The 24,219-nt window shown below is 74.0% G+C and carries 21 protein-coding genes; 13 read left to right on the forward strand and 8 right to left on the reverse strand.

From position 1 onward, the window contains the following. Window positions 1–60: 60 nt before the first annotated feature. The gene (locus ACFU9E_RS27790; RefSeq protein ID WP_355374205.1) at window positions 61–927 is read left to right on the forward strand and encodes a MarR family winged helix-turn-helix transcriptional regulator; all 867 of its coding nucleotides are present in this window, start codon (window positions 61–63) and stop codon (window positions 925–927) included. Between the two features lie 213 nt (window positions 928–1,140). Here ACFU9E_RS27790 and ACFU9E_RS27795 read toward each other — a convergent pair whose 3' ends face one another. After that, window positions 1,141–2,007 (reverse strand): aldo/keto reductase, encoded by an 867-nt coding sequence (locus tag ACFU9E_RS27795; RefSeq protein WP_380683997.1) that lies wholly within the window; start codon window positions 2,005–2,007, stop codon window positions 1,141–1,143. Between the two features lie 279 nt (window positions 2,008–2,286). Here ACFU9E_RS27795 and ACFU9E_RS27800 point away from each other — a divergent pair, with 279 nt between their 5' ends. The 11 genes from ACFU9E_RS27800 to ACFU9E_RS27850 all read left to right on the forward strand — a co-directional run bounded on the left by ACFU9E_RS27800 (window position 2,287) and on the right by ACFU9E_RS27850 (window position 13,199). Continuing rightward, window positions 2,287–4,074: an ABC transporter transmembrane domain-containing protein gene (locus tag ACFU9E_RS27800; protein ID WP_380683998.1), complete on the forward strand. Its 1,788-nt coding sequence runs from the start codon at window positions 2,287–2,289 to the stop codon at window positions 4,072–4,074. Window positions 4,075–4,132: 58 nt separating this feature from the next. After that, window positions 4,133–5,905: an ABC transporter ATP-binding protein gene (locus tag ACFU9E_RS27805; RefSeq protein WP_380683999.1), complete on the forward strand. Its 1,773-nt coding sequence runs from the start codon at window positions 4,133–4,135 to the stop codon at window positions 5,903–5,905. A 145-nt stretch (window positions 5,906–6,050) separates the two neighbouring features. Continuing rightward, entirely contained in the window at window positions 6,051–6,293 is a 243-nt protein-coding gene (locus ACFU9E_RS27810) for a LapA family protein (protein ID WP_380684000.1), read from the forward strand. Further along, window positions 6,290–7,072, forward strand: a complete 783-nt coding sequence (locus ACFU9E_RS27815) for an amino acid ABC transporter ATP-binding protein (protein WP_380684001.1) — start codon at window positions 6,290–6,292, stop codon at window positions 7,070–7,072. The genes ACFU9E_RS27810 and ACFU9E_RS27815 overlap by 4 nt, the downstream gene beginning before the upstream one ends. 10 nt (window positions 7,073–7,082) lie before the next feature. After that, window positions 7,083–7,994, forward strand: coding sequence for a glutamate ABC transporter substrate-binding protein (locus tag ACFU9E_RS27820; RefSeq protein WP_380684002.1), 912 nt, complete (start codon window positions 7,083–7,085; stop codon window positions 7,992–7,994). A 14-nt stretch (window positions 7,995–8,008) separates the two neighbouring features. After that, on the forward strand, window positions 8,009–8,653 hold the full coding sequence (locus ACFU9E_RS27825) for an amino acid ABC transporter permease (RefSeq protein WP_380684003.1): 645 nt from the start codon (window positions 8,009–8,011) through the stop codon (window positions 8,651–8,653). Then, window positions 8,650–9,519 (forward strand): amino acid ABC transporter permease, encoded by an 870-nt coding sequence (locus tag ACFU9E_RS27830; RefSeq protein ID WP_380684004.1) that lies wholly within the window; start codon window positions 8,650–8,652, stop codon window positions 9,517–9,519. The genes ACFU9E_RS27825 and ACFU9E_RS27830 overlap by 4 nt, the downstream gene beginning before the upstream one ends. A 149-nt stretch (window positions 9,520–9,668) precedes the next feature. Further along, window positions 9,669–10,574, forward strand: a complete 906-nt coding sequence (locus ACFU9E_RS27835) for a LysR family transcriptional regulator (RefSeq protein ID WP_350563810.1) — start codon at window positions 9,669–9,671, stop codon at window positions 10,572–10,574. Between the two features lie 133 nt (window positions 10,575–10,707). Next, complete coding sequence (locus ACFU9E_RS27840) at window positions 10,708–11,274, forward strand: cysteine dioxygenase (protein WP_380684005.1); 567 nt, start codon at window positions 10,708–10,710, stop codon at window positions 11,272–11,274. A gap of 7 nt (window positions 11,275–11,281) precedes the next feature. Then, the gene (locus tag ACFU9E_RS27845) at window positions 11,282–12,340 is read left to right on the forward strand and encodes a YeiH family protein (RefSeq protein WP_380684006.1); all 1,059 of its coding nucleotides are present in this window, start codon (window positions 11,282–11,284) and stop codon (window positions 12,338–12,340) included. Window positions 12,341–12,491: 151 nt separating this feature from the next. Continuing rightward, window positions 12,492–13,199, forward strand: a complete 708-nt coding sequence (locus ACFU9E_RS27850; RefSeq protein ID WP_380684007.1) for a spermidine synthase — start codon at window positions 12,492–12,494, stop codon at window positions 13,197–13,199. Window positions 13,200–13,243: 44 nt separating this feature from the next. On the opposite strand, the gene ACFU9E_RS27855 is transcribed toward ACFU9E_RS27850, so the two are convergent. From ACFU9E_RS27855 to ACFU9E_RS27870, 4 genes are all read right to left on the reverse strand, one after another. Next, on the reverse strand, window positions 13,244–15,547 hold the full coding sequence (locus tag ACFU9E_RS27855; protein ID WP_380684008.1) for a glycoside hydrolase family 18 chitinase: 2,304 nt from the start codon (window positions 15,545–15,547) through the stop codon (window positions 13,244–13,246). 400 nt (window positions 15,548–15,947) lie between these two features. Beyond that, window positions 15,948–17,906 carry a hypothetical protein gene (locus tag ACFU9E_RS27860; RefSeq protein WP_380715438.1) on the reverse strand — a complete coding sequence of 653 codons (1,959 nt, stop codon included), beginning with the start codon at window positions 17,904–17,906 and terminating at the stop codon, window positions 15,948–15,950. Window positions 17,907–18,039: 133 nt separating this feature from the next. Next, on the reverse strand, window positions 18,040–18,891 hold the full coding sequence (locus ACFU9E_RS27865) for a TetR/AcrR family transcriptional regulator (RefSeq protein WP_380684506.1): 852 nt from the start codon (window positions 18,889–18,891) through the stop codon (window positions 18,040–18,042). A gap of 22 nt (window positions 18,892–18,913) precedes the next feature. Further along, a complete protein-coding gene (locus ACFU9E_RS27870) occupies window positions 18,914–19,438 on the reverse strand; it encodes an NUDIX hydrolase (protein ID WP_380684505.1) in 525 nt (174 codons plus the stop codon). A gap of 61 nt (window positions 19,439–19,499) precedes the next feature. Between ACFU9E_RS27870 and ACFU9E_RS27875 the strand changes: the two genes are divergently transcribed. Then, entirely contained in the window at window positions 19,500–20,720 is a 1,221-nt protein-coding gene (locus ACFU9E_RS27875) for a serine hydrolase domain-containing protein (RefSeq protein WP_380684504.1), read from the forward strand. A gap of 57 nt (window positions 20,721–20,777) precedes the next feature. On the opposite strand, the gene ACFU9E_RS27880 is transcribed toward ACFU9E_RS27875, so the two are convergent. The 3 genes from ACFU9E_RS27880 to ACFU9E_RS27890 all read right to left on the reverse strand — a co-directional run bounded on the left by ACFU9E_RS27880 (window position 20,778) and on the right by ACFU9E_RS27890 (window position 24,033). After that, on the reverse strand, window positions 20,778–21,101 hold the full coding sequence (locus tag ACFU9E_RS27880; RefSeq protein ID WP_380684503.1) for a nuclear transport factor 2 family protein: 324 nt from the start codon (window positions 21,099–21,101) through the stop codon (window positions 20,778–20,780). Window positions 21,102–21,330: 229 nt separating this feature from the next. Next, window positions 21,331–22,854 carry an aldehyde dehydrogenase family protein gene (locus ACFU9E_RS27885; protein WP_380684502.1) on the reverse strand — a complete coding sequence of 508 codons (1,524 nt, stop codon included), beginning with the start codon at window positions 22,852–22,854 and terminating at the stop codon, window positions 21,331–21,333. 231 nt (window positions 22,855–23,085) lie between these two features. Further along, a complete protein-coding gene (locus tag ACFU9E_RS27890) occupies window positions 23,086–24,033 on the reverse strand; it encodes a terpene cyclase (RefSeq protein ID WP_380684501.1) in 948 nt (315 codons plus the stop codon). Between the last annotated feature and the right edge of the window lie 186 nt (window positions 24,034–24,219).

Raw genomic sequence — 24,219 nt, forward strand, 5'->3', positions numbered from 1 at the left:
ACACACCGGGTGTGACATCGGGACGGATACATGGTGCTGGGGGAGATCCCGACGACCCGCGTGTCCGCGCGACTGCAGCAGTCGCCCGGACACCTCATCCGCGTTGCACAGCAGGTCCACACCCGTCTGTGGTCCGAACACGTCGGAGCCGATCTCACGGCTCCGCAGTTCGCGGTCCTGCTGGTCCTCGCCCTCGAACCGGGCGCCGACCAGCGCACGGTGGGAGAGCGTGCCTCGCTCGACAAGGCCACGATGGCCGAGATGGTCGCCCGGCTGGTCCGGCGCGGCCTGGTGCTGCGGCGCCGAGACCCGGCCGACGGCCGGCGCAAGTTGCTCGCTCTCTCGCAGAGCGGGGCCCAGGCTGTCCGTGAGGCCACCGGCGGAGTGGTCCGCGTGCAGCGCACGCTCTTCGAGCCGCTCACTCCGGAGGAGCAGCTGGAGATCGTCCGTGTGATGGCCAAGATAGCCAGACTGGAACCGGCCCAGGTCGCCGTCCTGACGGACGCGCGACCGATGCTGGACGCCCAGCGGGCGATCGGCTACCTGATCCGGGTGAGCCAGCAGGTGCACACCAAGCTCTGGTCGGAGCACGTCGGTTCGGAGCTGACGGCGCCGCAGTACGCGGTGCTCGACGCGCTCGAACTGGAGCCGGGCGCCGACCAGCGCACGGTGGGCGAGCTGGCCTCGCTGGACAAGGCCACGATGGCCGAGATGGTCAGTCGGCTGGTCCGGCGCGGCCTGGTCCAGCGTCGCCGCGACCCCTCGGACGGACGGCGCAACCTGCTCTCGCTCTCGCCGGCGGGACAGGACCTGCTGCACCGCTCGGCCGCGGGCGTCGCCCAGGTCCAGCTGCTGCTGCTGGCGCCGCTGGAGGAGGACGAGCACGAGGCCGCGCTCGCGCTGATCGCCAAGGCGGCCCGGCTGTAGCCGGAACGTCGCGGCTGTCAGCCAAAACGATTCATCAGTCGGCCGCCGGTCGGTCGCCAGTCGTCCGCCGGCCGACCAGGGCCCGCCGGTCCCGGGCCGGTGACGGGCACCGCCCGTCAACGCGGTGAAGGCCGCCCTCCCCGAACGGGGGAGGGCGGCCTTCGCGTCGGGCACGGGTGACCGGTCCTCGGGCGGCCGGGGCCGCCGGGCGGGTCAGCTCCAGTCGAACTCCTGCGGGTCCGGGCCGATCCGGGTGCCGGTGGCGATGCCGGCGATCGCGGCGAGGTCCTCGGCGTCCAGCTCGAAGCCGGCGACGTCCAGGTTCTCCTTGATCCGCGACGGGGTGACCGACTTCGGGATCGCGATGACGCCGCTCTGCAGGTGCCAGCGGAGCACCACCTGGGCGACGGTGCGGCCGTGCTTGTCGGCGATGCCGGCCAGCGCCGGCTCGGACAGCAGCTCCTTGCCCTGGCCGAGCGGGCTCCAGGCCTCGGTGGCGATGCCGTGCCGGGCGTGGAAGGCGCGCAGCTCCTCCTGCGGGAAGTACGGGTGCAGCTCGACCTGGTTCAGCGCCGGCAGGAGCGAGGACTCCTCGACGATCCGGGTGAGCTGCTCGGTGCCGAAGTTGGAGACGCCGACCGAGCGGACCCGGCCGTCGGCCTTCAGCTGCTCCAGCGCCTTCCAGACGTTGAGGTAGCTGCCGTGCATCGGACGCGGCCAGTGGATGAGGTAGAGGTCGAGGTAGTCCAGGCCGAGCCGGTCAAGCGAGGCGTCGAACTCGCGCAGCACCGCGTCGCGGCCCTGCTCGCCGGACCAGTCGCGGGTGCCGGAGTTCCACAGCTTGGTGGTGATGTAGAGGTCCTCGCGGGCGACGGCGCCGCCGGCCAGGGCCTCGGTGATCGCCTTGCCGGTGCCGGACTCGTTCTCGTAGATCGCGGCGGTGTCGATCGAGCGGTAGCCGACCTCGATCGCGGTGCGGACGGCGGCGGTGGCCTCCGCGTCCGGCACCTGCCAGACCCCGAAGCCGAGCTGGGGGATCCGGGTGCCGTCGTTGAGCGTGACGCTGGGAATGTTGCTCACGGAAGGAGTGCCCTCTCCTGGTCGTCCATGCGGTTCTGTGGTCCTGATGGGGCAACCGGGGCGCTGGTCGGGAAGGTTCCCCGGCGGGGGAAATTTTCCGACGCGTGCTACCGGCGCGTGCACAACACTACGGCGTCGGCCGGGTGCCTGGAAAACCTGTTGCGCAGATCACATCCGAGTTGGCAGGCTCGCTGCCATGACCTCTTGACGAACCCACGGCCGTGACCCTACCGGCCGTCCTCCGCGCCCTCCGCCCGCACCGCCCTGCAACGGATCGTCATGCTGCTCAAAACCCTCCCCCTGGCCGATCCCGGTCGGCCCGAACTGTCCTCCCCCTCCGCCTTCCTGCGCCGGCTCCGGCGTGACCAGCGGAGCGGCCAGGTGCTCGCCACCTGCTGGGCGCTGCTGGAGATGGGCTGTCAGGCCGCCCTCCCGGTGCCGGTCGGCCTCGGCGTGCAGGCCGTCGTCGACCGGGACTCCGGCGCCCTGTGGCGGGCCGGCGCGCTCGCCCTGGCCCTGGCCGCGGTGTCCGCGGTCGGCACCGTGCTGCTGCACCGCCAGTCGGTCTGGAACTGGATCCACGCCGTCACGCAGGTCCGTCAGCTGGTGTCCCGTCAGGCCTCCCACCTCGGCTCCGGGCTGTCCCGGCGGATCGCCACCGGCGAGGTCGTCGCGGTCGGCAGCGGGGACGTCGAGAAGATCGGCTGGTACGTCGAACTCCTCGCCCGGCTGCGCGGCGCGGTCGCCGTCTGGCTGGCCACCGGCACCGCGGTGCTCGTCGTCCAGCCGACGCTCGGTCTGGCCGTCCTGCTCGGGGTGCCGGTGCTCGCCGCTTCGGTCTGGCCGCTGCTCGCGCCGCTGGAGCGCCGCTACGGCGAGCAGCGCGCCCTCGGCGGCAAGGCCACCGAGCTGGCCGCCGACACGGTGGCCGGGCTCCGGGTGCTGCGCGGCATCGGCGGCGAGGAACTCTTCCTCGACCGCTACCGGGCCGCCTCCCAGAAGGTCCGCGCCGCGGCCGTCCGCTCGGCCCGGATCCGGTCCCTGATGCAGGCCCAGCAGGTGCTGCTGCCCGGCCTCTTCGTGGTCGGCGTCACCTGGTACGGCGTCCGGCTGGCGGTCGACGGGCGGATCTCGGTGGGCGCCCTGGTCGCGGTCTACGGCGCCACCGCGTTCCTGGCCGCGCCGCTGCGGATCCTCGGCGAGGCGGCGCACGCCTGGAGCGTGGCCAAGGTCTCCGCCGGGCGCGCCGTGCGGGTGCTCTCGCTGGCCCGTACCGAGGGCGGTGCGGACGCCAGGCTCACCGACCCGGCCCGCTCCGACCTGTTCGACCCGCTCACCGGGCTGACCGCCCGGGCCGGCGAGCTGACCGCCGTGGTCTGCGGCGACCCGGACTTCGCCGGCGCGCTCGCCGAACGGCTCGGCGGGCACGTCCCGCCGGGCGAGGAGGGGCGGCCGCAGCCCTCTGTCCGCCTCGGCGGCACCGAGCTGGACGCCGTCCCGCTGGCCGAGGCACGGGCCGCGGTCCTGGTGCACGACAAGGAGCCGGTGCTGCTCTCCGGCACCCTGGCGGCGCTGTTCGACGTTCCGTCCTCCGGCCGGGTCGATCCGTGGGAGGCGCTCGCCGCGGCCCGCGCGCAGGACGTGCTGGACGCGTTGGCGGACGGCGCCCGGGCCCCCTCGGACGCGGCGGGAGGAGAGGACGTGATGGCGGCGGAGATCACCGAGCGGGGGCGCTCGCTGTCCGGTGGGCAGCGGCAGCGGCTGGCGCTGGCCCGGTCGCTGCTGGCCGATCCGCCGGTGCTGGTGCTGGACGAGCCGACCAGCGCGGTCGACGCGCACACCGAGTCCCGGATCGCCGCCGGGCTGCGGAAGAACCGTGAGGGGCGCACCACGGTGGTCTTCGCCACCAGTCCGCTGCTGCTCGACCAGGCGGACCGGGTGGTGCTGGTGCGCGGCGGCCGGGTCGCGGCGAGCGGCGTCCACCGCGAGCTGCTGCACGCGGAGCCGGCCTACCGGGCGGTGGTCACCCGCGCCGAGGAGCCGCCACCGGCGGGGGAGCCGTCATGAGGACCACCGCCGCCCGCAGGGGCGGGCACCGCAGCCTCATCGAGTCGAGGAGTGTCGCATGAAGCCCCCCGCCCACCAGGAGCAGCGGCCGGCCACCACCCTGCCGGTCGGCTCGCCCACCGCCGTGCGCGCGTACGTGCGACTGCTGGCCCGGCGTCACCGGGGAGCCTTCTCGGCCGTGGTCGGGCTGCACGCGGTGGCCACCGTGGCCGGACTGGTCGGCCCCTGGGTGCTCGGCACGCTCGTCGAGTCGCTGGCCGACGGCACCGCCGGGTCCACCCTCACCGTCGCCGTGGCCTGGTACCTGCTCGCGCTGGCGGCGCAGTCCGCGTTCACCTGGTGGTCGCGGCTGCGCGGCGCGGTGCTCGGCGAGCGGGTGCTGGCCGACCTGCGGGAGGACTTCCTGGTCCGCTCGGTGGCGCTGCCCACCGGCGTCCTGGAACGGGCCGGTACCGGGGACCTGGTCTCCCGGGGCACGACCGACATCGACCGGCTGGACAAGTCGGTGCGCCAGGCGGTGCCGGAGCTGGCCGTGGCGGTCGTCTCGCTGCTGCTGGTGCTCGGGGCCCTGGTGGTCACCTCACCGCTGCTGGCGCTCTCCTCGCTGATCGGCGTGCCGGTGCTGCTGGTCTCCTCCCGCTGGTACTTCCGGCGGGCCCCGCAGTCCTACCGCAGCGAGTCGGCCGGGTACGCGGCGGTGAACTCCGTCCTGGCCGAGACGGTCGACGCCGGGCGCACGGTCGAGGCGCTGCGGCTCGGCGAGCAGCGGGTCCGGCTGACCGACCGCAAGCTGACGGAGTGGCTCGCCTGGGAGCGGTACACCCTCTGGCTGCGCTCGGCCTGGTTCCCGACCATCGACGCGACGTACACGCTGGCCGTGCTCGGTCCGCTGGTGCTGGGCGGGCTGTTCGCGCTGCGGGGCTGGATCACCGTGGGCCAGCTGACCACCGGGGTGCTGTACGCCCAGGCCCTGGCGGCGCCGGCCGATCTGCTCCTGCGCTGGTACGACGAGCTGCAGATCGGCCAGGCCTCGCTGGCCCGGCTGGTCGGCGTCCAGGAGGTGCCGCGGGCCGTGGGCGACGACGAGGTCCGGCCGAGCGGGCGGCGGGTCGAGGCGCGGGACGTGCGCTTCGGCTACCGGGAGGGCGCCGACGTGCTGCACGGCATCAGCCTGGACGTCGCCCCGGGCAGCCGGGTGGCGCTGGTCGGCCCGTCCGGGGCGGGCAAGTCCACCCTGGGCCGGCTGCTGGCCGGGATCTACGCCCCCGGCCGGGGCAGCGTGACCCTCGGCGGGGCGGCGCTGTCGCGGATGCCGGCCGAGCGGGTGCGCGCCGAGGTGGCGCTGGTCAACCAGGAGCACCACGTCTTCGTCGGGACGCTGCGCGACAACCTGCGGCTGGCCGCGCCGGACGCCGACGACGCCGAGCTGCGCCGGGCGCTGGACGCGGTGGACGCCGGGGCGTGGGTGGACGCGCTGGAGGCCGGGCTGGACACCGAGGTCGGCAGCGGCGGCGCCGCGCTGACGCCGCCGCAGGCCCAGCAGCTGGCGCTGGCCCGGCTGGTGCTGGCCGATCCGCACACCCTGGTGCTGGACGAGGCCACCTCGCTGCTGGACCCGAGGGCCGCCCGGCACCTGGAGCGCTCGCTCTCCCGGGTGCTGGAGGGCCGGACGGTGATCGCCATCGCCCACCGGCTGCACACCGCCCACGACGCCGACGTGATCGCGGTGGTGGAGGACGGGCGGATCAGCGAGTACGGCAGCCACCCCGAGCTGGTGGCGGCCGGCGGCCCGTATGCGGCGCTCTGGCGCTCCTGGCGCGACGAGCGCTGACGGACACCGACGGACGCCGACGAACGCCGATGAGCACTGACGGAGGGTGACGGGTGGTGACCCGCACAGGACAAGACCGTCCGGTGCGGGCCACTCCCGGCCGCGTATACGGGCAAATGCGCCCAAGCACCCGCAGAATGCTCGGGTGACTAAGATTTCGGACTCCTCTGGTACCAAACGCGGCGAGATCGGCGGCATCCCCACCCGCTACATCGGGATCGGCGTCATCGTCGTCCTCGCCGCCTGGTTCCTGTTCGCCAACCTCGACAAGGTGCAGATCCAGTTCTGGGTGTTCACCGTGACCGCCCCGCTCTGGATCGCCCTGCTGGCCACCCTGCTCGCCGGTGTGGTGCTCGGCTGGCTGCTGAAGGGGCGGCGCGGGAAGTGAGCGCCGACGCCGGGCCGGTCTCGGCGTCCGGGCCCGGCGGCTTCACTCCGCTGATCGAGCTGCGCGGCGTCAACAAGCACTTCGGTTCGCTGCACGTCCTGCAGGACGTCGAGCTGACCGTCGGCCGGGGCGAGGTGGTGGTGGTGATCGGCCCCTCCGGCTCCGGCAAGTCCACGCTCTGCCGCGCCATCAACCGGCTGGAGCCGGTCGAGTCCGGCACCATCCTGATCGACGGCCGGCCCCTGCCCGAGGAGGGCAAGGGGCTGGCCCGGCTGCGGGCCGAGGTCGGGATGGTGTTCCAGTCCTTCAACCTGTTCGCGCACCGGACCGTGCTGCAGAACGTCTCACTGGCGCAGGTGAAGGTGCGCGGGCGGAGCAGGTCGCAGGCCGACGACAGGTCACGGGCGCTGCTGGACCGGGTCGGGCTGGCCGCGCACGCCGACAAGTACCCGGCCCAGCTGTCCGGCGGCCAGCAGCAGCGGGTGGCGATCGCCCGGGCGCTGGCGATGGAGCCCAAGGCCCTGCTGTTCGACGAGCCGACCTCGGCGCTCGACCCCGAGATGATCACCGAGGTGCTGGACGTGATGCGCCGGCTGGCGCACGAGGGCATGACGATGGTCGTGGTGACCCACGAGATGGGCTTCGCCCGCGCCTCCGCCAACCGGGTGGTCTTCATGGCGGACGGCCGGATCGTCGAGGACCGGGCCCCGGAGGAGTTCTTCAGCGCCCCGCGCAGCGAGCGCGCCCGGGACTTCCTCTCCAAGATCCTGAAGCACTGAGGCCGGGACCGTGCGGAAGCCCACCGCCCTCGCGGCCTCGATCCTGCTACCGGTCCTGCTGCCGGCGCTGCTGCTGTCCGGCTGCGGCAAGGCCGGCACCCCGCCGCCGAAGGGGCCGCAGCCCAGCGCGCTGCCCAGCTACCAGGTGGCGACCGGGACCCCGGCGAGCGGCTCGCCGACCCTGGCGGCGGCCCGCGCCCGCGGGCACCTGGTGGTCGGGGCCAAGGAGGACCAGCCCTACCTGGGCCAGAAGAACCCGGCCACCGGCGAGTACTCCGGCTTCGACATCGAGATCGCCAGGATGGTCGCCGCCGACCTCGGGTTCGGCCCGGACCGGATCGAGTTCCGCACCATCGCCTCCGCCAACCGCGAGACCGCGCTGCAGAACGGCCAGGTCGACTACTACGTCGGCACCTACACCATCAACGACAACCGCAAGAAGCTGGTCGGCTTCGCCGGTCCGTACTTCATGGCCGGGCAGTCGCTGCTGGTGCGCAGGAACAACAAGGACATCAACGGCCCGCAGGACCTGGACGGCAGGACGGTCTGCTCGGCGGCCGGCTCCACCCCGTACCAGCGGATCCAGAAGCAGTACCCGAAGGCGAGGCTGATCGGCTACGACACCTACTCGGCCTGCGTGGACAACCTGATCACCTCCCAGGCGGACGCCGTCACCACGGACAACACCATCCTGCTCGGCTACGCGGCCAAGGTGCCGGACGAGCTCAAGGTGGTCGGGCCGCTGTTCTCCCAGGAGCCGTACGGGATCGGCACGCCGAAGGACGACACCGTGCTGCGCGGCGCGCTCAACGACGCGCTGGCGCACCACGAGGCGAACGGCGACTGGAAGAAGGCCTACGACGCGACCCTCGGCCTGTCCGGGGTGCCCGCGCCGGCCCCGCCGCCGATCGACCGGTACTGAGGAAGGGCCGGGCTGTGAAGACACTGATCGACAACTGGTCGACCTACTGGGACGGCTTCCTCGGCACCCTGGAGCTGTTCGCGGTGAGCGCCGTGCTGGCGCTGGTGCTCGGGGTGCTGATGGCGGCCTTCCGGGTCTCGCCGGTGCGGCCGCTGCGGGTGTTCGGCACCACCTGGGTGACCCTGCTGCGCAACACCCCGCTGACCCTGCTGTTCTTCATCGTGGTGCTGGGCCTGCCGCGGTTCGACATCACCCTGCCGTTCTTCACCTTCGCGGTGCTCGCGCTCGGCTGCTACACCTCCGCCTTCGTCTGCGAGGCGATGCGCGCGGGCGTCAACACGGTGCCGGTCGGGCAGGGCGAGGCGGCACGGAGCCTGGGCATGACCTTCGGCCAGACGATGGGGCTGGTGGTGCTGCCGCAGGCCTACCGCTCGGTGGTGGCGCCGATCGGCAGTGTGATGATCGCGCTGGCGAAGAACACGGCGATCGCCGGCTCGTTCAGCGTCACCGAACTGCTCGGCACCTACCGGACCATCAACGAGCTCGGCTACAGCATCGTCTGGACCTTCGTCTGGATCGCCGTCGGCTACCTGATCATCACCCTGGCCATCAGCGCCGTGTTCAACCTCCTGGAACGACGAGTGGCGGTGTCGCGATGACGGCGGAATCCTCGGCGCTCTACGACATCCCCGGCCCGAAGGCGCTCGCCCGGCACCGGCTGTACGGCGGGATCGCGCTGCTGGCGATCGCCGCGCTGATCGGCTGGATCGTCTACATGCTCTTCCACACCCACCAGTTCACCGCGGCCAAGTGGACGGCCTTCCAGTACGAGGGTGTCCAGGACCTGCTGCTGCGCGGGCTCGCCAACACCCTCAAGGCCTTCGGCTGGACCGTGCTGTTCGCCCTGCCGTTCGGCGCGCTGTTCGCGGTCGGGCGGCTCTCCGACCACCGGGTGGTGCGCCTGCTCTCCACCCTGGTGGTGGAGTTCTTCCGGGCCATGCCGGTGCTGGTGATGATCTTCTTCATCTTCGTCGCCCTCAAGGTGGCCCCGCTCTGGGCGCTGGTGGCCGGGCTGGTGCTCTACAACGGCTCGGTGCTCGCCGAGGTGTTCCGGGCCGGCGTGGTCGCGGTGCCCAGGGGCCAGCGGGAGGCGGCCTTCGCGCTCGGCATGCGCAAGTCCCAGGTGATGGCGTACGTCCTGGCGCCGCAGGCGGCGCGGGCGATGCTGCCGGCGATCATCAGCCAGCTGGTGGTGGCACTCAAGGACACCTCGCTGGGCTTCCTGATCACCTATGAGGAGTTCCTGCACGCCGGCAAGCTGATCGCCACCAACCTGGACTACGACCTGCCGTTCATCCCGGTGGTGATGGTGATCGCGCCGATCTACATCGGCATGTGCCTGCTGCTCTCCTGGTTCGCCCACTGGGTCGAGCGGCGCAGCCGGCGCAGCCCGAGCGCGCGCGGCGGGGCCCCGGTGGCGCCGGCCGACGTGTCGATGGGGGTGCCGCCGGCCGCCCGGCCGTGACCGGGCGGGGTGGGCGGATGCGTCCGGGGGCGGACGGTTCGCCGGTAAACCATAGGTGCGGCCGAGGTCTGGATCGGTACCTCCAAACTCTGCTTATGATTGCCGGCAGCGACACGCTACGACGGCCGGGCGGAGGGACAGTGGAGCCGGTGTTCGACTCACGGCACATCAGGACCTTCCACGAGGTCGTCCGGGCGGGCTCCTACTCGGCGGCCGCCCGCGAACTCGGCTACACCCAGCCCGCCATCACCCAGCAGATGAAGGCCCTGGAACGCACCGTCGGCCTGCCGCTGTTCACCCGCGCCGGGCGCGGGCTGCGGCTCACCGAGGCCGGCGAGGCGCTCGCCCGGCACGCCGAACAGATCCTCGGCAGCCTCTCCGCAGCCCAGCAGCAGCTCGCCGCGCTCGGCCGGCTGCGCGCCGGGCGCGTGCGGGTCTGCGCCTTCCCCAGCGCCAACGCCACCCTGATACCGGAGGCGATGGCCCGGCTGCTCGCCGAGCACCCCGGCGTGCGGGTCGAACTCCTGGAGGCCGAACCGCCGGACTCGGTGCAGCGGCTGCTGCGCGGGGAGTGCGACATCGCGCTGGCCTTCCGCTATCCCGGCGCGCCCGCCGAGGTCCCCGACGGGCTGGACGAGATCCCGCTGATGGAGGACCTGCTGACCGTGCTGCTGCCGGTCGGCCACCCGCTCGGGCGCCGGCACGCCGTCCGGCTGGCCGACCTCGACGGCGAGCGCTGGATCGCCGGCTGCCCGCGCTGCCGGGCCAACCTGCTGCAGGTCTGCGCCGAACAGGGCTTCGCCCCCGACATCGTGTTCTCCACCGACGACAACCTCGCCGTGCAGAGCCTGGTCGCCGCCGGGGTCGGGATAGCGCTGATGCCCGCGCTGGTGCTCTCCTTCATGTGCCACCGCAAGGTCACCGGCCGGGCCGTCGAGCCGCACCTGCGGCGCCAGGTCAGCGCGTACGTGCTCCGCGAGCACCGGCGGATCCCGGCGACCGCGCTCGTCCTGGACCACCTGCGGCAGGCCGCCGCGGCCCGGGTGGGGTGCTGAACCCCCGCCGGACCTCCGGCCGAACCCCTGTCGCGATCCCCGTCGGCCACCCCGGAATCGATAAGCGGTGATGGGGGGAGAGCGAAAGAACCCTCCTTGGACGTGATGGGTCGGCGACGGCGACCCTGCTGGCATGACAACGTCAGCCACGGTCGGCGGCGGCCGGCTCACCGAGCGCATGACCGCGCTCGTCGGCGAGATCCGCGCGGTCGTGGACCGCGGCCTGCCCCCCGAGCTCACCGCCTACCTGGTCGGCGAACGGCTCGCCCCGCACCTGGGCGACGGCGAACTGCTCACCGCGGACCAGCGCGAGGGCGACCCCGGGCGCTACCGCCAGCACGTCCTGCACGCCGAGGACGACGGCTCCTTCTCCGTCGTCGCCCTGGTCTGGCTGCCCGGCCAGCACACCCCGATCCACGACCACGTCTCCTGGTGCGTGGCCGGCGTCCACCAGGGCCAGGAGAGCGAGACCCGCTACCGGCTGATCTCCGACGGGCGCGCCGCCCACCTCGTCGAGACCGAGCACGTGGTCGGCCCGGCCGGCACCGTCGCCGCCTTCGCCCCGCCCGGCGACATCCACCTGGTGCGCAACACCTGCACCACCACCGCCATCTCCATCCACGTGTACGGCGCCGACGTCTCCCGGCTCGGCACCAGCATCCGGCGCGTCTACCGGCTGCCCGCCGACGAGCGGCGGTGAGCCCCGGATGGCCCTGACCCTCCGGGACCGCGCGGTCCGCCCGACCCGCACCCGCGCCCTGCCCCCGCTCGGCGGGAACGCCCCCGGCCTGCTGCTCGCCGCGCTCGGCGTCACCGCCGCGATCGCCGTCCACCAGGCCGTGCCCGCCGTGCCCAAGCTCACCGCCGCCGTGCTGCTCGGTGTCGCCGCCGCCCACCTGCCCGGTCTGCGCCCGGTGGTCCGCGGCGTCGCCCGGCCCGGGCTGTCCACCGCCGGCAAACGGCTGATGCGGCTGGGCATCGTGCTGCTCGGCCTCAAGCTGAGTCTGGACGACGTGCTCGGCCTCGGCTGGGCCACCGTCGCCATGGTGCTCGCGGTGGTCGCCGCGACCTTCGCCGGCACCCTCTGGCTCGGGCGCCGGCTCGGCCTGCCCGGCGACCAGCCGCTGCTGGTCGCCACCGGCTACTCGATCTGCGGCGCCTCGGCGATCGGCGCGGTCAGCCAGGCCGCCGGGAGCGAGGAGGAGGACGTCGCCGCCTCCGTCGCCCTGGTCACCCTCTGCGGCACCCTGGCCATCGCCGTCCTGCCGCTGCTGCAGCACCCGCTCGGCCTGGACCCGGACGGCTTCGGCCGCTGGGTCGGCGCGAGCGTGCACGACGTCGGGCAGGTGGTCGCCACCGCGCAGAGCGGCGGGGCGGGCGCGCTGCGCGAGGCGGTGCTCGTCAAGCTGATGCGGGTGGTCCTGCTCGCGCCGCTGGTAGCCGGGGTCGCGGTGGCCGTGCGGCGCTCGCACCGGCGCGCCGGCACCGCGCCGGCGGCCGGGAAGAGGCCTCCGCTGGTGCCGCTGTTCGTCGCCGGCTTCCTCGCCATGATCGCGCTGCGGACCACCGGGGTGCTGCCCGAGCGGGCCCTGGCCCTCGCCGGGGAAACCCAGGAACTGCTGCTCGCGGCCGCGCTGTTCGGGCTGGGCAGCGCCGTCCACCTGCCGACCATGGTGCGCACCGGCGGCCGGATCGCGCTGCTCGGGCTCGGCTCCTGGGTGATGGTCGCGGGGGTCTCCTATGTCGGGGTGCTGGCCACGACGTGAAAATCCGGGGCGGCCGGCGCCGGTTGGGGCTATCGTCGGCCGGGTGGTCCGATGCGTCGGCCCGGTGGTCCCCAGGCCGTGCGGTCCCGGGGCCCGGCGGCCGCCCGGCCCGCGCGTCCGTGTCGCCGAGTACCGCGGAGGAAACCGCCGCATGTCCAGCGCACTGCCCGAACGGGACGGTTCCGCCGCCGTCGTGACGCTCGACCGGCGCGAGGGTCCGTTCGGGGAGGTGGTGCTGCGGCGGCGCGGCGGGGACTACGAGATCATCGCCAACGGCTGCTTCCTGATGGACACCGCCGACGGGCGCTCCGAACGGCTGCTGGTCCGGGCGGCGCTGGACGAACTGGACCGGGACGGACCGGTGGCGCGGCCCGCCGTGCTGATCGGGGGCCTCGGTGTCGGCTTCTCGCTGGCCCACGCCGCGGCCGAGCCGCGCTGGGGGCGGATCGCCGTGGTGGAGCGCGAGAGCGCCGTCATCGACTGGCACCGCGCCGGTCCGCTGGCCGCCTTCTCGGCCGGGGCGCTGGACGATCCCCGGGTCGAGGTGCTGCACACCGACCTGCTGGAGTACCTGGCCGGCGCCGACGGCGCCCGCTACCACGCGCTCTGCCTGGACATCGACAACGGCCCGGACTGGACGGTCACCGACGCCAACGCCGGGCTGTACGGGCCGGACGGACTGGCGGTGCTGATGCGGCGGCTGGAGCCGGGCGGGGTGCTGGCGGTCTGGAGCGCCCGGCCGTCGGCGGCCTTCGAACAGGCGCTGCGGGCGGCCGGCTTCACGGACGTGGTGACCCACGAGGTCGCGGTGGCCCGGGGTGTACCGGATGTCGTGCACCTGGCCCGCCGCGCGCGGTGAGCGCGTGACGGGCCAGGCGGTGGAGGGGCCGGGCCGCCCCCGGGCTACTTCAGACCGTTGTCCACCGCGGCCATCAGCTCGCCGTTCGGTGTGTCACCGTCGAAGGCCCAGACCATCGCGCCGGCCAGTCCCTGGGACTTGATCCAGGCGGTCTTGCGGGCGATCTCGGTGGGGTCGTCGTAGGTGTAGAAGACGTTCCCGTTGTAGATGTAGGCGTGGCCGGCCACCGGGTCGCGGTAGATGGTGTAACCACCGCTGGTGGCCATGTCCTTGAGCTTCTTGTAGTCCTCGAAGCCCGCCTCGTAGGTGCCCGGGCCGGGGCCCGTCGCGGTCTGGAAGAGGCCGTTGGTCGTGCCGCGCGGCACGCCCGTCCAGCCGCGTCCGTAGAACGGGATGCCGAGGGTGAGTTTGCTCTTCGGGGCGCCGCCGTCCACGTAGGCGCCGATCGCGACCTCGGAGCTGAACTGCCGGGCCGGCGGGTTCGGGTCGCCGGCGGCGACCTTGATGCCGGACTGCTGGTTGGTGACCATCTCCCAGCCGCCGTGGTAGTCGTAGCCCTGGATGGTGGCGAAGTCGAAGGCGCCGAACAGGCCGGGGACGTCGATGCCCGCCGCGATCTTGCCGGGGTCGGCCGGGAGGAAGGCGCTCAGCGTGTAGTGCTTGCCGGTGGTGGCGCCGAGGGCGTCCAGCTGGCGGCGGAACTCCTGGGCCAGCAGGACGTAGTTGGCCTTGTCGGCGGGCCGGAAGATGTTGCCGGCGTGTCCGTCGGAGTTCGGCCACTCCCAGTCGAGGTCGATGCCCTCGAAGATGCCCGCCGCGCTGCCCGCGCCGCCGCGGCCGTCGATCACCGGCAGGTTGCCCTTGATGTACATGTCGATGCAGGAGCTGACCAGCGCCTTGCGGGAGGCGTCGGTGGCCGCCGCGTCGGAGAAGTACTTGCTGTAGGACCAACCGCCCAGCGAGATCTGGATCTTGAGGTTGGGGTACTTGGCCTTGAGCTGCTTCAGCTGGTTGAAGTTGCCGGCCAGCTTCTGGTCCCAGGTGTCGGTGGTGCCGGCCACCGAGTTGCCGGCGTCCCAGCCCTTGCCGAAGTCGGCCCAGGCGTCACCGGCGCCGTCACCCGCGTTCGGGTCGTTCTCCGGCCCGGCCGCCTTGTTGGTGATGAAGCACTGCTTGGTGCTCGGGTGGATGTTGGCGAAGGCGTAGTTGACCACCGAGAGCCGGCCGGCCGAGCCGGAGGTGTCGAGCTGCTTCACGCTGTAGCCGCGGGCGTAGATGCTCCACTGGGTGAAGTAGCCGATCTTCAGCGCGCCGCCGGTGCCGCCCTTCTTGGTGCGCGCGGTCACCGAGCCGGAGGCCGGGGAGACGTTGCCGGCCGCGTCGCGGGCCTTGACGGTGAAGGTGTAGTCGGTGTCCGGGGCCAGGCCGCCGACGGTGCCGGAGGGGCTGGTGACCGTGGTGACCACGCCGTTGCTCGCGGCGATGTCGTAGGCGGTGACGCCGATGTTGTCGGTGCTGGGCGTCCAGCTCAGCGAGACCGAGCTGGAGTCCGAGCCGGTGACGACCGGGGTGCCCGGGGTGGTCGGCGCCTCCTTGTCCTCGATCGGCGGCGGGGTGGTGACGCTCACCGGGCCGGCCGCCGCCGAGCGGTTGCCCGCCGCGTCGAAGGCCTGGACGGTGAACCGGTAGGTGGTGCCGCCGGTCAGGCCCTGCACGGTGACGGCCGTGGTGGAGCCGTCGGTGGTGGCCACCTTGGTGCCGTCCTTGAACACGTCGTACCCGGTGACGCCGACGTTGTCGGTGCTCGCCGTCCAGGAGAGCGCCGCCGTGGTCTGGGTGACGGTGCCGGCCGTCAGGGCTCCCGGGACGGTCGGCGGGGTCAGGTCGTCGCCGCTGCCGTCGCACGGCTTGCCGTTCAGCTTGCAGTTCGCCGGCGGCTGGTAGCTGCCCGAGTAGGCGATGTTGAAGCCGACGTTGTAGGTGCCGCCGACCGGCAGGGTGGCGGCCCAGCCGGGGTTCTTCACCGTGACGTGGGAGGCCGCGGTGGTGTACGAGGCGTTCCACAGGCCGGCGACGGTGTTGCCGGTGGGCAGGTCGAACTCCAGTGTCCAGCCGTTGACCGGGGCGCTGGAGCCGTTGCTGATGGTGTAGCTGCCCTCGTAGCCGCTGCCCCAGTCACTGCCCTTGGTCAGGGTCGCGGTCACCGAGCCTGCGGCGGCCTGCGCGGCCGCGTCGGCGGCGGCGTCCGCGGCGGCGTGGGCCAGGGTGGCGGGGAGGGCTGCGCCGAGCAGGGGGACGAGCAGGGTTCCGGCCGCGAGCAGCGGCAGGCTGATCCGACGTCTGCGCATGGATGTGGCTCCTGTCCTGGGGGCCCGGGCAGGCCCGGACGCCCCGTTACCCGTGGGGAGGTGTCAGGTGCGTGGAGCAGCGTGCTCCGGGCCATGGGGGCGGCGCGGAACCGGTCCTCGGGCCGTCGGGGTGCCACGGAGGATCCTGTGCCGAGGGTAGGGAGCGGACGGGTGAACTGGCAATAGGTCTGTACCAGTTATCGATCGTGGACATGGCGGACGCGACCGGTGGAACCCGGTGGACCTGCGCCTTCGTCACGGTCCGCGGGTGCCGGGCGCTTTCCGGTGCCCGGTGCCCGGTGCGCGGATCGGGAGTCGGCGGGCGAGGTAGGGACGGGGACGGACGGGGCCGCCCGACGGTCGGTGCGTCGGGCGGCCCGCGTGCGGGGATGCCCGGCGCTCAGCCGAAGGGGTCGCGCTCCGGGGCCGCGGTGGGCGGCGGCGGGGCCGGGGTGGCGTCGGGCTGCGGGGCGAAGGGGTCGAAGTCCGGCGGCGGGACCATCACCGGGGTGCCCTTGGCGGGGCCGGCCACCGGGCCGGAGCCCGGGTCGGTGGCGGTAGTGACGGGGACGGCGGGCGGGGCGCTGGGCGGCGGGGGGACCGCGGTCGCGGGCCGGGGGGCCGGGACGGTGGTGCCGAACGGGTCGGCGGCCTGCTCCGCGGCGGTCACCGTGCCGAACGGGTCGGCGGCCGGGGCGGCCGAGGGCTGGGGGGCGGCGGCCGGCAGCGGTTCGGCGACCGGGGTCCCCAGGATGCCGAAGGGGTCGAAGTCCGGCGGGGGCACCATCACGGGCGTCCCCTTCAGCGGCTCCGGGGCCTCGGGCTCCTCCGGGGCGGTCGGTTCGGCGGCCGGGGTGCCGAGGATGCCGAAGGGGTCGAAGTCGGGCGGCGGGACCATCACCGGGGTGCCCTTGGGCGGGGCGGCCGGCTCCGCGGCCTCCTCGGGAACCAGGATCGGCTGGGCCGGGGTCGGGTCGGCGACCGGGGCGAAGGGGTTGAAGTCGGCCGGCGGGATGCGGACCGGCGTGGCGTCGTCCGCGGGCGCCGGGGGCATCAGGGGTGCCACGGGTGCCGGGGGAGCCGGAGGCGCGGCCGGGGCGGGCGCGAGCACGGGGACGGGGGCAGGCGCCGGGACGGGGGCAGGAGCCGGGACGGGCGCGGGCGCCGGGGCGACCGGGGCGGCGGGCACGCCGTCCCAGCCGAACTGCACGCTCTTCAGCAGCTCGGCGAAGACGTCCGTGTACAGCTCCCAGTCCTGCGGCTGGGCGGTGGTCAGCTGCACGCAGAGCACCGAGGCGCCGTCCGGCAGCGGTACGAACGCCTCCACCACCGAGGTGACCGCCCAGCGGCGCGCCCCGTCGGCGGCCAGCGGGCCCGGCACCGGGACGCTGCGGGCCTCGACCAGGACGGCGGCCGGTCCGGCGGGCAGCAGCACCGTCCAGACCTCGGCGTGCCGGCGCAGGGTGGCCAGTTCGGTCGCGAGTCCGGTGATCGGCAGCGGGTGGCGGGCCAGCGAGACGACCAGGGTCGCCTCGGTCGGCCGGCCGTCCAGGTGGAAGGCGCCGACGCCCGCGTAGACGGCGCCGGAGGCGGTGACGGTGTCCGCCAGGGCGGCGGCGATCAGCGCGAAGTCGCGGCGCTCGGCCGGGCCGGCGCCGCTGAACAGCTCCTCGGCGGTCTCGGCCAGGTGGGCGCTCAGCCCGGCGGCGGCCGCGCCGGTGGCCGGGGCGATCCCGCTGCCGGCCGGGACGCCGTCCACCGGGCCGGCGGGCACGGTGCGGGCGGAGACCCCGGGCGGGCCGTCGGGCGCGGTGAGCGCGTGGAAGCCCGGCGGGACGACCAGCCGGACCTCGGCGCCCGCGCCGGTGGGCAGTTCGACCGGCTGCCGGGTCTGCTGACCGGCCGCCAGCGCGGCCAGCGGAGCGGCGAACGCGGGGCGGAGCTTGGGGTCGGCGGGCTCACCGGTCACCGGCAGGCCGAAGCGCTCGGCGGTGGGCGGCTCGGCGGAGCCGCCCACCGCGCCGCGGATCGGGCCGGCGGCGCCGTAGCGGGACAGCAGCGCGCCGGTCGCCAGCGGGGCGAGCGCGGCCCCGGTGCCCGGGCGGGCGGTGCCGGCGGTGACCACGGTGCCGAGCCGGTCGACGGCGGTGTGCACCGGGCCGTTGGGCGCCAGCGGCAGGTGGAACAGGGTGCCGGCGGCCGGGTGCGCGACGGTCCGCAGGGCGGTCAGCGCAGCCGCGGGGTGGCGCGAGGTGCGGGCGCCGAAGAGGGCGTCGGTGAGGCTGCCGAGCGTCGCGGAGACCCGCTCCGCGGCTGCGAAGGGATTGGCCTCCGCGCTGAACTGGCCGTCCTGGGTCAACTGTTGAGCCCCCCGCTCTGCTCGCTGTGCGTCCGTGGTCCGTGGACCCCGGCCCGGGGGTGACCGGCGGGCCGTCAGATCCGTGCACATTCCTATCAGAGGCCGCCGACGGGGCAGAACCGGCCGTCCGGCGTCAGTCGGCGTCGGAGCCGGTGTTGTCGGCGGGGCCGGGACCGGGGCCGGGAGCGGGCTCGGCGGCCAGGCCGGTGAGGGCGCCGGCCAGGCCCGGTACGGCCAGCAGGCCGGCGAGGTCGCGGACCAGTCGCCCGGTCGGGCCGTCCGGGCGCTCGTCGGCGAAGAAGCCGGCCAGCTCGGCGGCCAGCGCGGGCTCCCGGGCGGCGGTCAGGGTGAGTGCCGCCACGAACTCCTGCACCAGGTGCAGCTGCAGCTCCTCCAGCGGCACCGAGCGGTCGGCCAGCCACTCCAGCGAGGTGATCTCGGCGTTGGCGATCCAGGCCCGGACGGTCAGCCGCAGCCCCGGGCTGGGCGAGGGCAGCGCCAGGTGGCCGAGGATCTGGTCGTGGGCGGCCTTGCGGACCTCGTCGATCACCGCCGAGGTGTTGGTGCTGGCCGTCACCGAACCGCCGCGCAGCAGCGCCGCGAAGCCGGGCCCGTGGCTCTGCACGAAGTCCAGGTAGCGGCCCATCACCCGGTACAGGCGCTCGGAGAGCGGGCCCTCGGCCGGCTCCTCGAACCGGGCCGACAGCTCCCGGCCGGCCCGGCGCAGCGACTCCTCGTAGATCGCCTGCTTGCCCGGGAAGTAGTGGTAGACCAGCGGCCGGGAGGCGCCCGCGGCGGCGGCGATGTCGTCGATCGACACCTCCTCGGGCGGGCGGTGGCTGAACAGCTCCAGCGCCACGGCGATCAGCTGCTCGCGCCGCTCGTCCACGCTGAGCCGCCGGCGCGGTCGCACGGCGGGCTCCGGACGGTCGCCGCGCGCGGGCGCGGACGCGGGGGAGGGGGCCGACGGCGTGCGGGATGCCATGCGCGCCACCCTATCCGCCCGGTCAGGCCGGGTGGTGCTCCAGGTAGCGGCGGTAGGCCTCCCGGCCGTCCGGGACGAACTCGTCGCGCTCCAGCCGTTCTGCCAGTTCGGCCGGGGTGAGCCAGGCGTGCCAGGCCACCTCGGACTCCTGCGGGGCCACCGGGCCGTCCCACTCGGCCTCGTGCACGTCGGACCACCAGGCCAGGCCGGCCCCGCGGAACAGGAAGCGGAACAGCGGGCGCGGGGCGATCCCGGTGACGCCCAGCTCCTCCTCGGCCTCCCGGACGGCGGCCTGCCGGTAGGTCTCGCCGGCGCCCACCACGCCGCCGACGAACATGTCGTGCGCCCCGGGCGCGAACAGCTTGGTGTCGGTGCGCCGGTGCACGAAGATCCGCCCGGCCGGGTCGCGCACCAGGACGAAGACGCACCGGTGGATCAGCCCGCGCCGGTACACCTCCCCGCGCGGTGCGGTCCCGGTCACCCGGTCGTGCTCGTCGACGACGTCCAGCAGCTCGTCGGCGGGATCGGTCTGCGGGGTTTCGGTCATGACCGACAGGTTAGGGTTTCCGGGCGATCGATGGACGTACGAACGACGAGGACGGCACGCGGTGGTCGAGATCTGGGGCGAGACGGCCGGGGGCTTCGAGCCGGTGCGGGAGGCCTTCGCCCGCAACTTCCGCGAGTACGGGGAGCTCGGCGCGGCGTTCGCGCTGTACGCCGACGGCCGCAAGGTGGTCGACCTGTGGGGCGGCGACGCCCGGCCCGAGGTCGGCGCGCGGCCCGCGCCGGCGGTGCCGTGGACGGCGGACACCGCGCAGGTGCTGCGCTCGGTCACCAAGGGTCTGACCGCGGCGACCGCGCTGCTGCTCGCCGAGCGCGGGCAGCTCGACCTGGACGCCCCGGTCGTCGCGTACTGGCCGGAGTTCGGGGCCGCCGGCAAGGGCGGGGTGCCGGTGCGCTGGCTGCTGTCGCACCAGGCCGGGGTGCCGGCCCTGGACGAGCCGCTGCGGCTGGAGGACGTGCTCACCTGGGAGCGGGCGGCGGCCGCGGTGGCCGCCCAGGCGCCCGCCTGGGAGCCCGGCACGGCGCACGGCTACCACCCGTACACCTTCGGCTGGCTGGTCGGCGAGGTGGTGCGGCGGGCGAGCGGGCGCTCGGTGGGCCGGTACTTCGCCGAGGAGATCGCCGGGCCGCTCGGCCTCGACCTGTGGATCGGGCTGCCGGCCGGCGCCGAGCCCCGGGTCGGCCGGCTGGTCGACCTGCCCGCTCCGCAGGCCGCCAGGACCGGTCCGAGCGGGCTGCGGCTGCGCGCCAAGCAGTCGGTGCGCGACGCCTACCGGAACCCGGACTCGCTGACCGCCCGGGCGTTCGCCTCGGTGCGGCCCGGGGTGGACCTGAACGACCCGGCGGTGCAGGCCGCCGAGATCCCCGGCGCGGGCGGGATCGGTACCGCGCGCTCGGTGGCCCGGTTCTACGCGGCGCTGATCGGCGCGGCCGACCGGCACGGCAGCGGCGGCGGGACGCTGCCGCCGCTGCTCGGGCCCGAGGTGCTGGCCCGCGCGGTCGGGCCGGTGGTCAGCGGCCCGGACCGGGTGCTGATCGTCAACTCGACCTTCGGGCTGGGCTTCTTCCGGCACGGCCCGACCTCGCCGATGGCCTCGCCGGCCAGCTTCGGCCATCCGGGCCGGGGCGGCTCGCTGGGCTTCGCCGACCCCGGGCTCGGGATCGGGTTCGGCTACGTCACCAACGGCATGCAGCCCGGCGTCACCGGGGACATCCGCTCGCGCACGCTGATCCGGGCGGTGCGGGAGTGCCTCGGCGCGGCCTGACGGGACGCCGGGCGGGATGCCTGACGGGAGGCCGCTCGGGACGTCGGAGGGGCCGGGTCAGGCCTGGCCGGTCTCGAAGTGGCTGATCCGGCCGTCCTCGATGGTGAAGCGCCAGGCGGTGCGCATCTCGCCCCAGGTCTCGTTGCGGTAGTCGGCGACCAGGGCCCGGCCGCCGTCGGACTCGGAGCGGACCTCCATGTGGCCGCGGACGGTGAAGATCTCCCGGTCGATCCAGTCCTGGAGGTCGCGGGCGGAGCCGTCGTCGGCCATGGTGGCGTCCGGGGCGAGCAGGTCGACGAAGGCCTGCCGGTCGCCGGCGTTGATCGCGGTGACGGCGGCGCGCACGGTCGGGTCGGAGAGTCTGGCGGGGGCGATGGTCATCCGGTCTCCCAGGAGTCGAAGCGGGTCGGGACTCCTGTTTAGGACCTCGGGCGCGACGCGCCGCGCATGTCGGCGGCGCGTCGGGGATTTACCGGTATTCATGTGCTTGGATCCCGATACGGGTGATTTGCTCACAGGGGTCCCCGGTCGGGCCACGGGGAGTGGCGTACGGAGTGGGAAGTCGGCGGGTCCGGCTTCCCACTCCGCGGTTGCGCCCGGGTGACCCGCCCTAGAACAGGCCGGTGGCCTGCGGGGAGTAGCTGACCAGCAGGTTCTTGGTCTGCTGGTAGTGCTCCAGGACGGCCTTGTGGCCCTCGCGGCCGATGCCGGAGTTCTTGTAGCCGCCGAACGCGGCGTGCGCCGGGTAGGCGTGGAAGCAGTTGGTCCAGACCCGGCCGGCCTGGATGGCGCGGCCCGCCCGGTAGGCGGTGGTGCCGTTGCGGGTCCAGACGCCGGCGCCGAGCCCGTACAGGGTGTCGTTGGCGAGCGTGATCGCGTCGTCGAAGTCCTCGAAGCGGGTCACCGCGACGACCGGGCCGAAGATCTCCTCCTGGAAGATCCGCATCCCGTTGACGCCCTCGAAGACCGTCGGCGTGACGTAGTAGCCGCCGGCCAGCGAGCCGCCGAGGTCGGCCCGTTCGCCGCCGGTCAGCAGCTTGGCGCCCTCGGCCTGGCCGATCTCGACGTAGGAGAGGACCTTGCGCAGCTGCTCGTCGCTGGCCTGCGCGCCGACCTGGGTCTCGGTGTCCAGCGGGTTGCCCTGGCGCAGCCCGCGCACCCGCTCCAGGCCGTCGGCGAGCAGCCGGTCGTAGACGGCGGACTCGATCAGCGCCCGGCTGGGGCAGGTGCAGACCTCGCCCTGGTTGAGGGCGAACATCGCGAAGCCCTCGACGGCCTTGTCGTAGAAGGCGTCCTGCTCGGCGGCGACGTCGGCGAAGAACAGGTTGGGGCTCTTGCCGCCGAGCTCCAGCGAGACCGGGATGAGGTTGCCGCTCGCGTACTGCGAGATCAGCCGGCCGGTGGTGGTCTCGCCGGTGAAGGCGATCTTGCGGATCCGGTCGCTGGAGGCGAGCGGGCGTCCGGCCTCCAGGCCGAAGCCGTTGACCACGTTGAGCACGCCGGGCGGCAGCAGGTCGGCGGTCAGCTCGACCAGCAGCAGCACGGAGGCCGGGGTCTGCTCGGCCGGCTTCAGCACGACCGTGTTGCCCGCGGCCAGCGCCGGGGCGATCTTCCAGACGGCCATCAGGATCGGGAAGTTCCACGGGATGATCTGGCCGACCACGCCCAGCGGCTCGTGGAAGTGGTAGGCCACGGTGTCCTCGTCCAGCTGCGAGACACCGCCCTCCTGGGCGCGCAGCGCGCCGGCGAAGTAGCGCATCTGGTCGACGGCCAGCGGCAGGTCGGCGCCCAGCGTCTCGCGGACCGGCTTGCCGTTCTCCCAGCTCTCGGCGACGGCGAGCTTCTCCAGGTTCTGCTCGATCCGGTCGGCGAGCCGCAGCAGTACCTGGGCGCGCTCGGCGGGCGAGGTGCGGCCCCAGGCCGGGGCGGCGGCGTGGGCGGCGTCCAGCGCGGCCTCGATGTCCTCCGCGGTGCCGCGGGCGACCTCGGTGAAGACCTCGCCGGTGACCGGGCTGGGGTTCTCGAAGTACCGGCCGAGGACCGGCGGCGTCCACTGGCCGCCGATCCAGTGCTCGTAGCGGGGGCGGTAGGCGACGATGGATCCGGGCTGTCCGGGGGGCTGGTAGACCGGCATGCTCTGGTGCCTCCTCGTGCGGTCGGGGCGCCGCCGCGGCGCGTGGGCGGCAGCGGGACACCGGGCCGCGCGCAGGGCGGCCCGGCGGAGGGTACGGACACACGCGCGGGCCGGGCGCCCCCCGTGCCGGGGACGTCCGCCGGTCAGCACCCTAACCGGCGGACGCCCGATTCGGCTACGGTCCGTGCGGCCCCGGTCGACGCAGGGTGGCGTGTCGCGACCGCCGGCCGCTCAGGCCGGCTGGTAGCGGCCGGTGCGGCGCTCCCAACTCAGGTAGCCCGCCAGCCAGGTGAGCAGGCCGTCGGCGTAGCGCTGGGCGACGATCCGCTCCACCCTGGCCAGGCCGAGCTCCCGGTACACGTCGGGCAGTCCGTCGTAGAGCTCCTGGCAGCGCTCCGCCATCAGCTGCGCCTCGGCCATCACCACGGCGCAGGCCTCCTCGGCCGAGCAGTCCCGCTCCCGTCGCACGATCATCACCAGGTTGTTGACGTCGCCGCGCGGCGCCTCCAGCGGGAACGAGCGCACGTCGTTGGTGAGCGAGGGGATGTCGGCGGCGAGCTGGCGCAACTGGCGCAGCACCGGGTGGTGCAGCACGGCCGGCGGTACCTCGAAGTGGCCGAGCCGCTCGATCATGTCGAAGATGGTCTCCATCGCGGCGGTGCCGCGCCGCAGCACCTGGTAGCCGGCCCGGTCCGGCGGGCGCGGGCTGATCCGCCCGGCCGCCTCGGCGGGGTGCGAGGCGAGATAGTACTCCCAGTTGTACGCGGCGCGCGCCTGCCAGCGCGCCGGCATGCCCCGGACGCTGCGCTCCCACAGGTCGGCGAAGGCGCTCTCCACGGGGGAGCCCCGGTCGGCCGGCGCGCCGTGCAGGACGGCGATCAGCCGGTCGCAGATCGGCGCGACCTCGGTGGGGCGGCGGCCGAGCGGGCCGTCGAACTGGTCGTCGAAGAGGAAGTAGAAACCCATGAGGTCGGCGGCGAGCGCGAGTTCGTCGGGTCCCGCGTCGGGGTAGCCGAGCGCGGCGAGGTCGACCACGTCCCAGTGCGCGTAGGACGGGTGGGTCGGATCGGGCAGCAGTGGATGGCGGGTCAGCCAGGCGCGGTGCAGTTCGGTGGCGTACGGCCCGTGGTCGCTGCGACGGTGCGGGAACGGAATCTGAAGTGAAGTGTCGTCAGACATCGGACTCCCGGAGCTGCGAAGGGTGGGTGTACTGATGGGTACTGCGGTGATCGACGGGGGAGTTGGGGCAGCGCTGTCGAATGGTGAAACGGGGTCATGACATGATCAACTGGCTACGCGGGGCGTAGAGTATCTGATGCAATGATCCGACGTTAGTGATATAGGGCAATTGCCCTCGGAGGGCCC

It is taken from the genome of Kitasatospora sp. NPDC057595 (genome assembly GCF_042800875.1).
Classification (GTDB): domain Bacteria; phylum Actinomycetota; class Actinomycetes; order Streptomycetales; family Streptomycetaceae; genus Kitasatospora.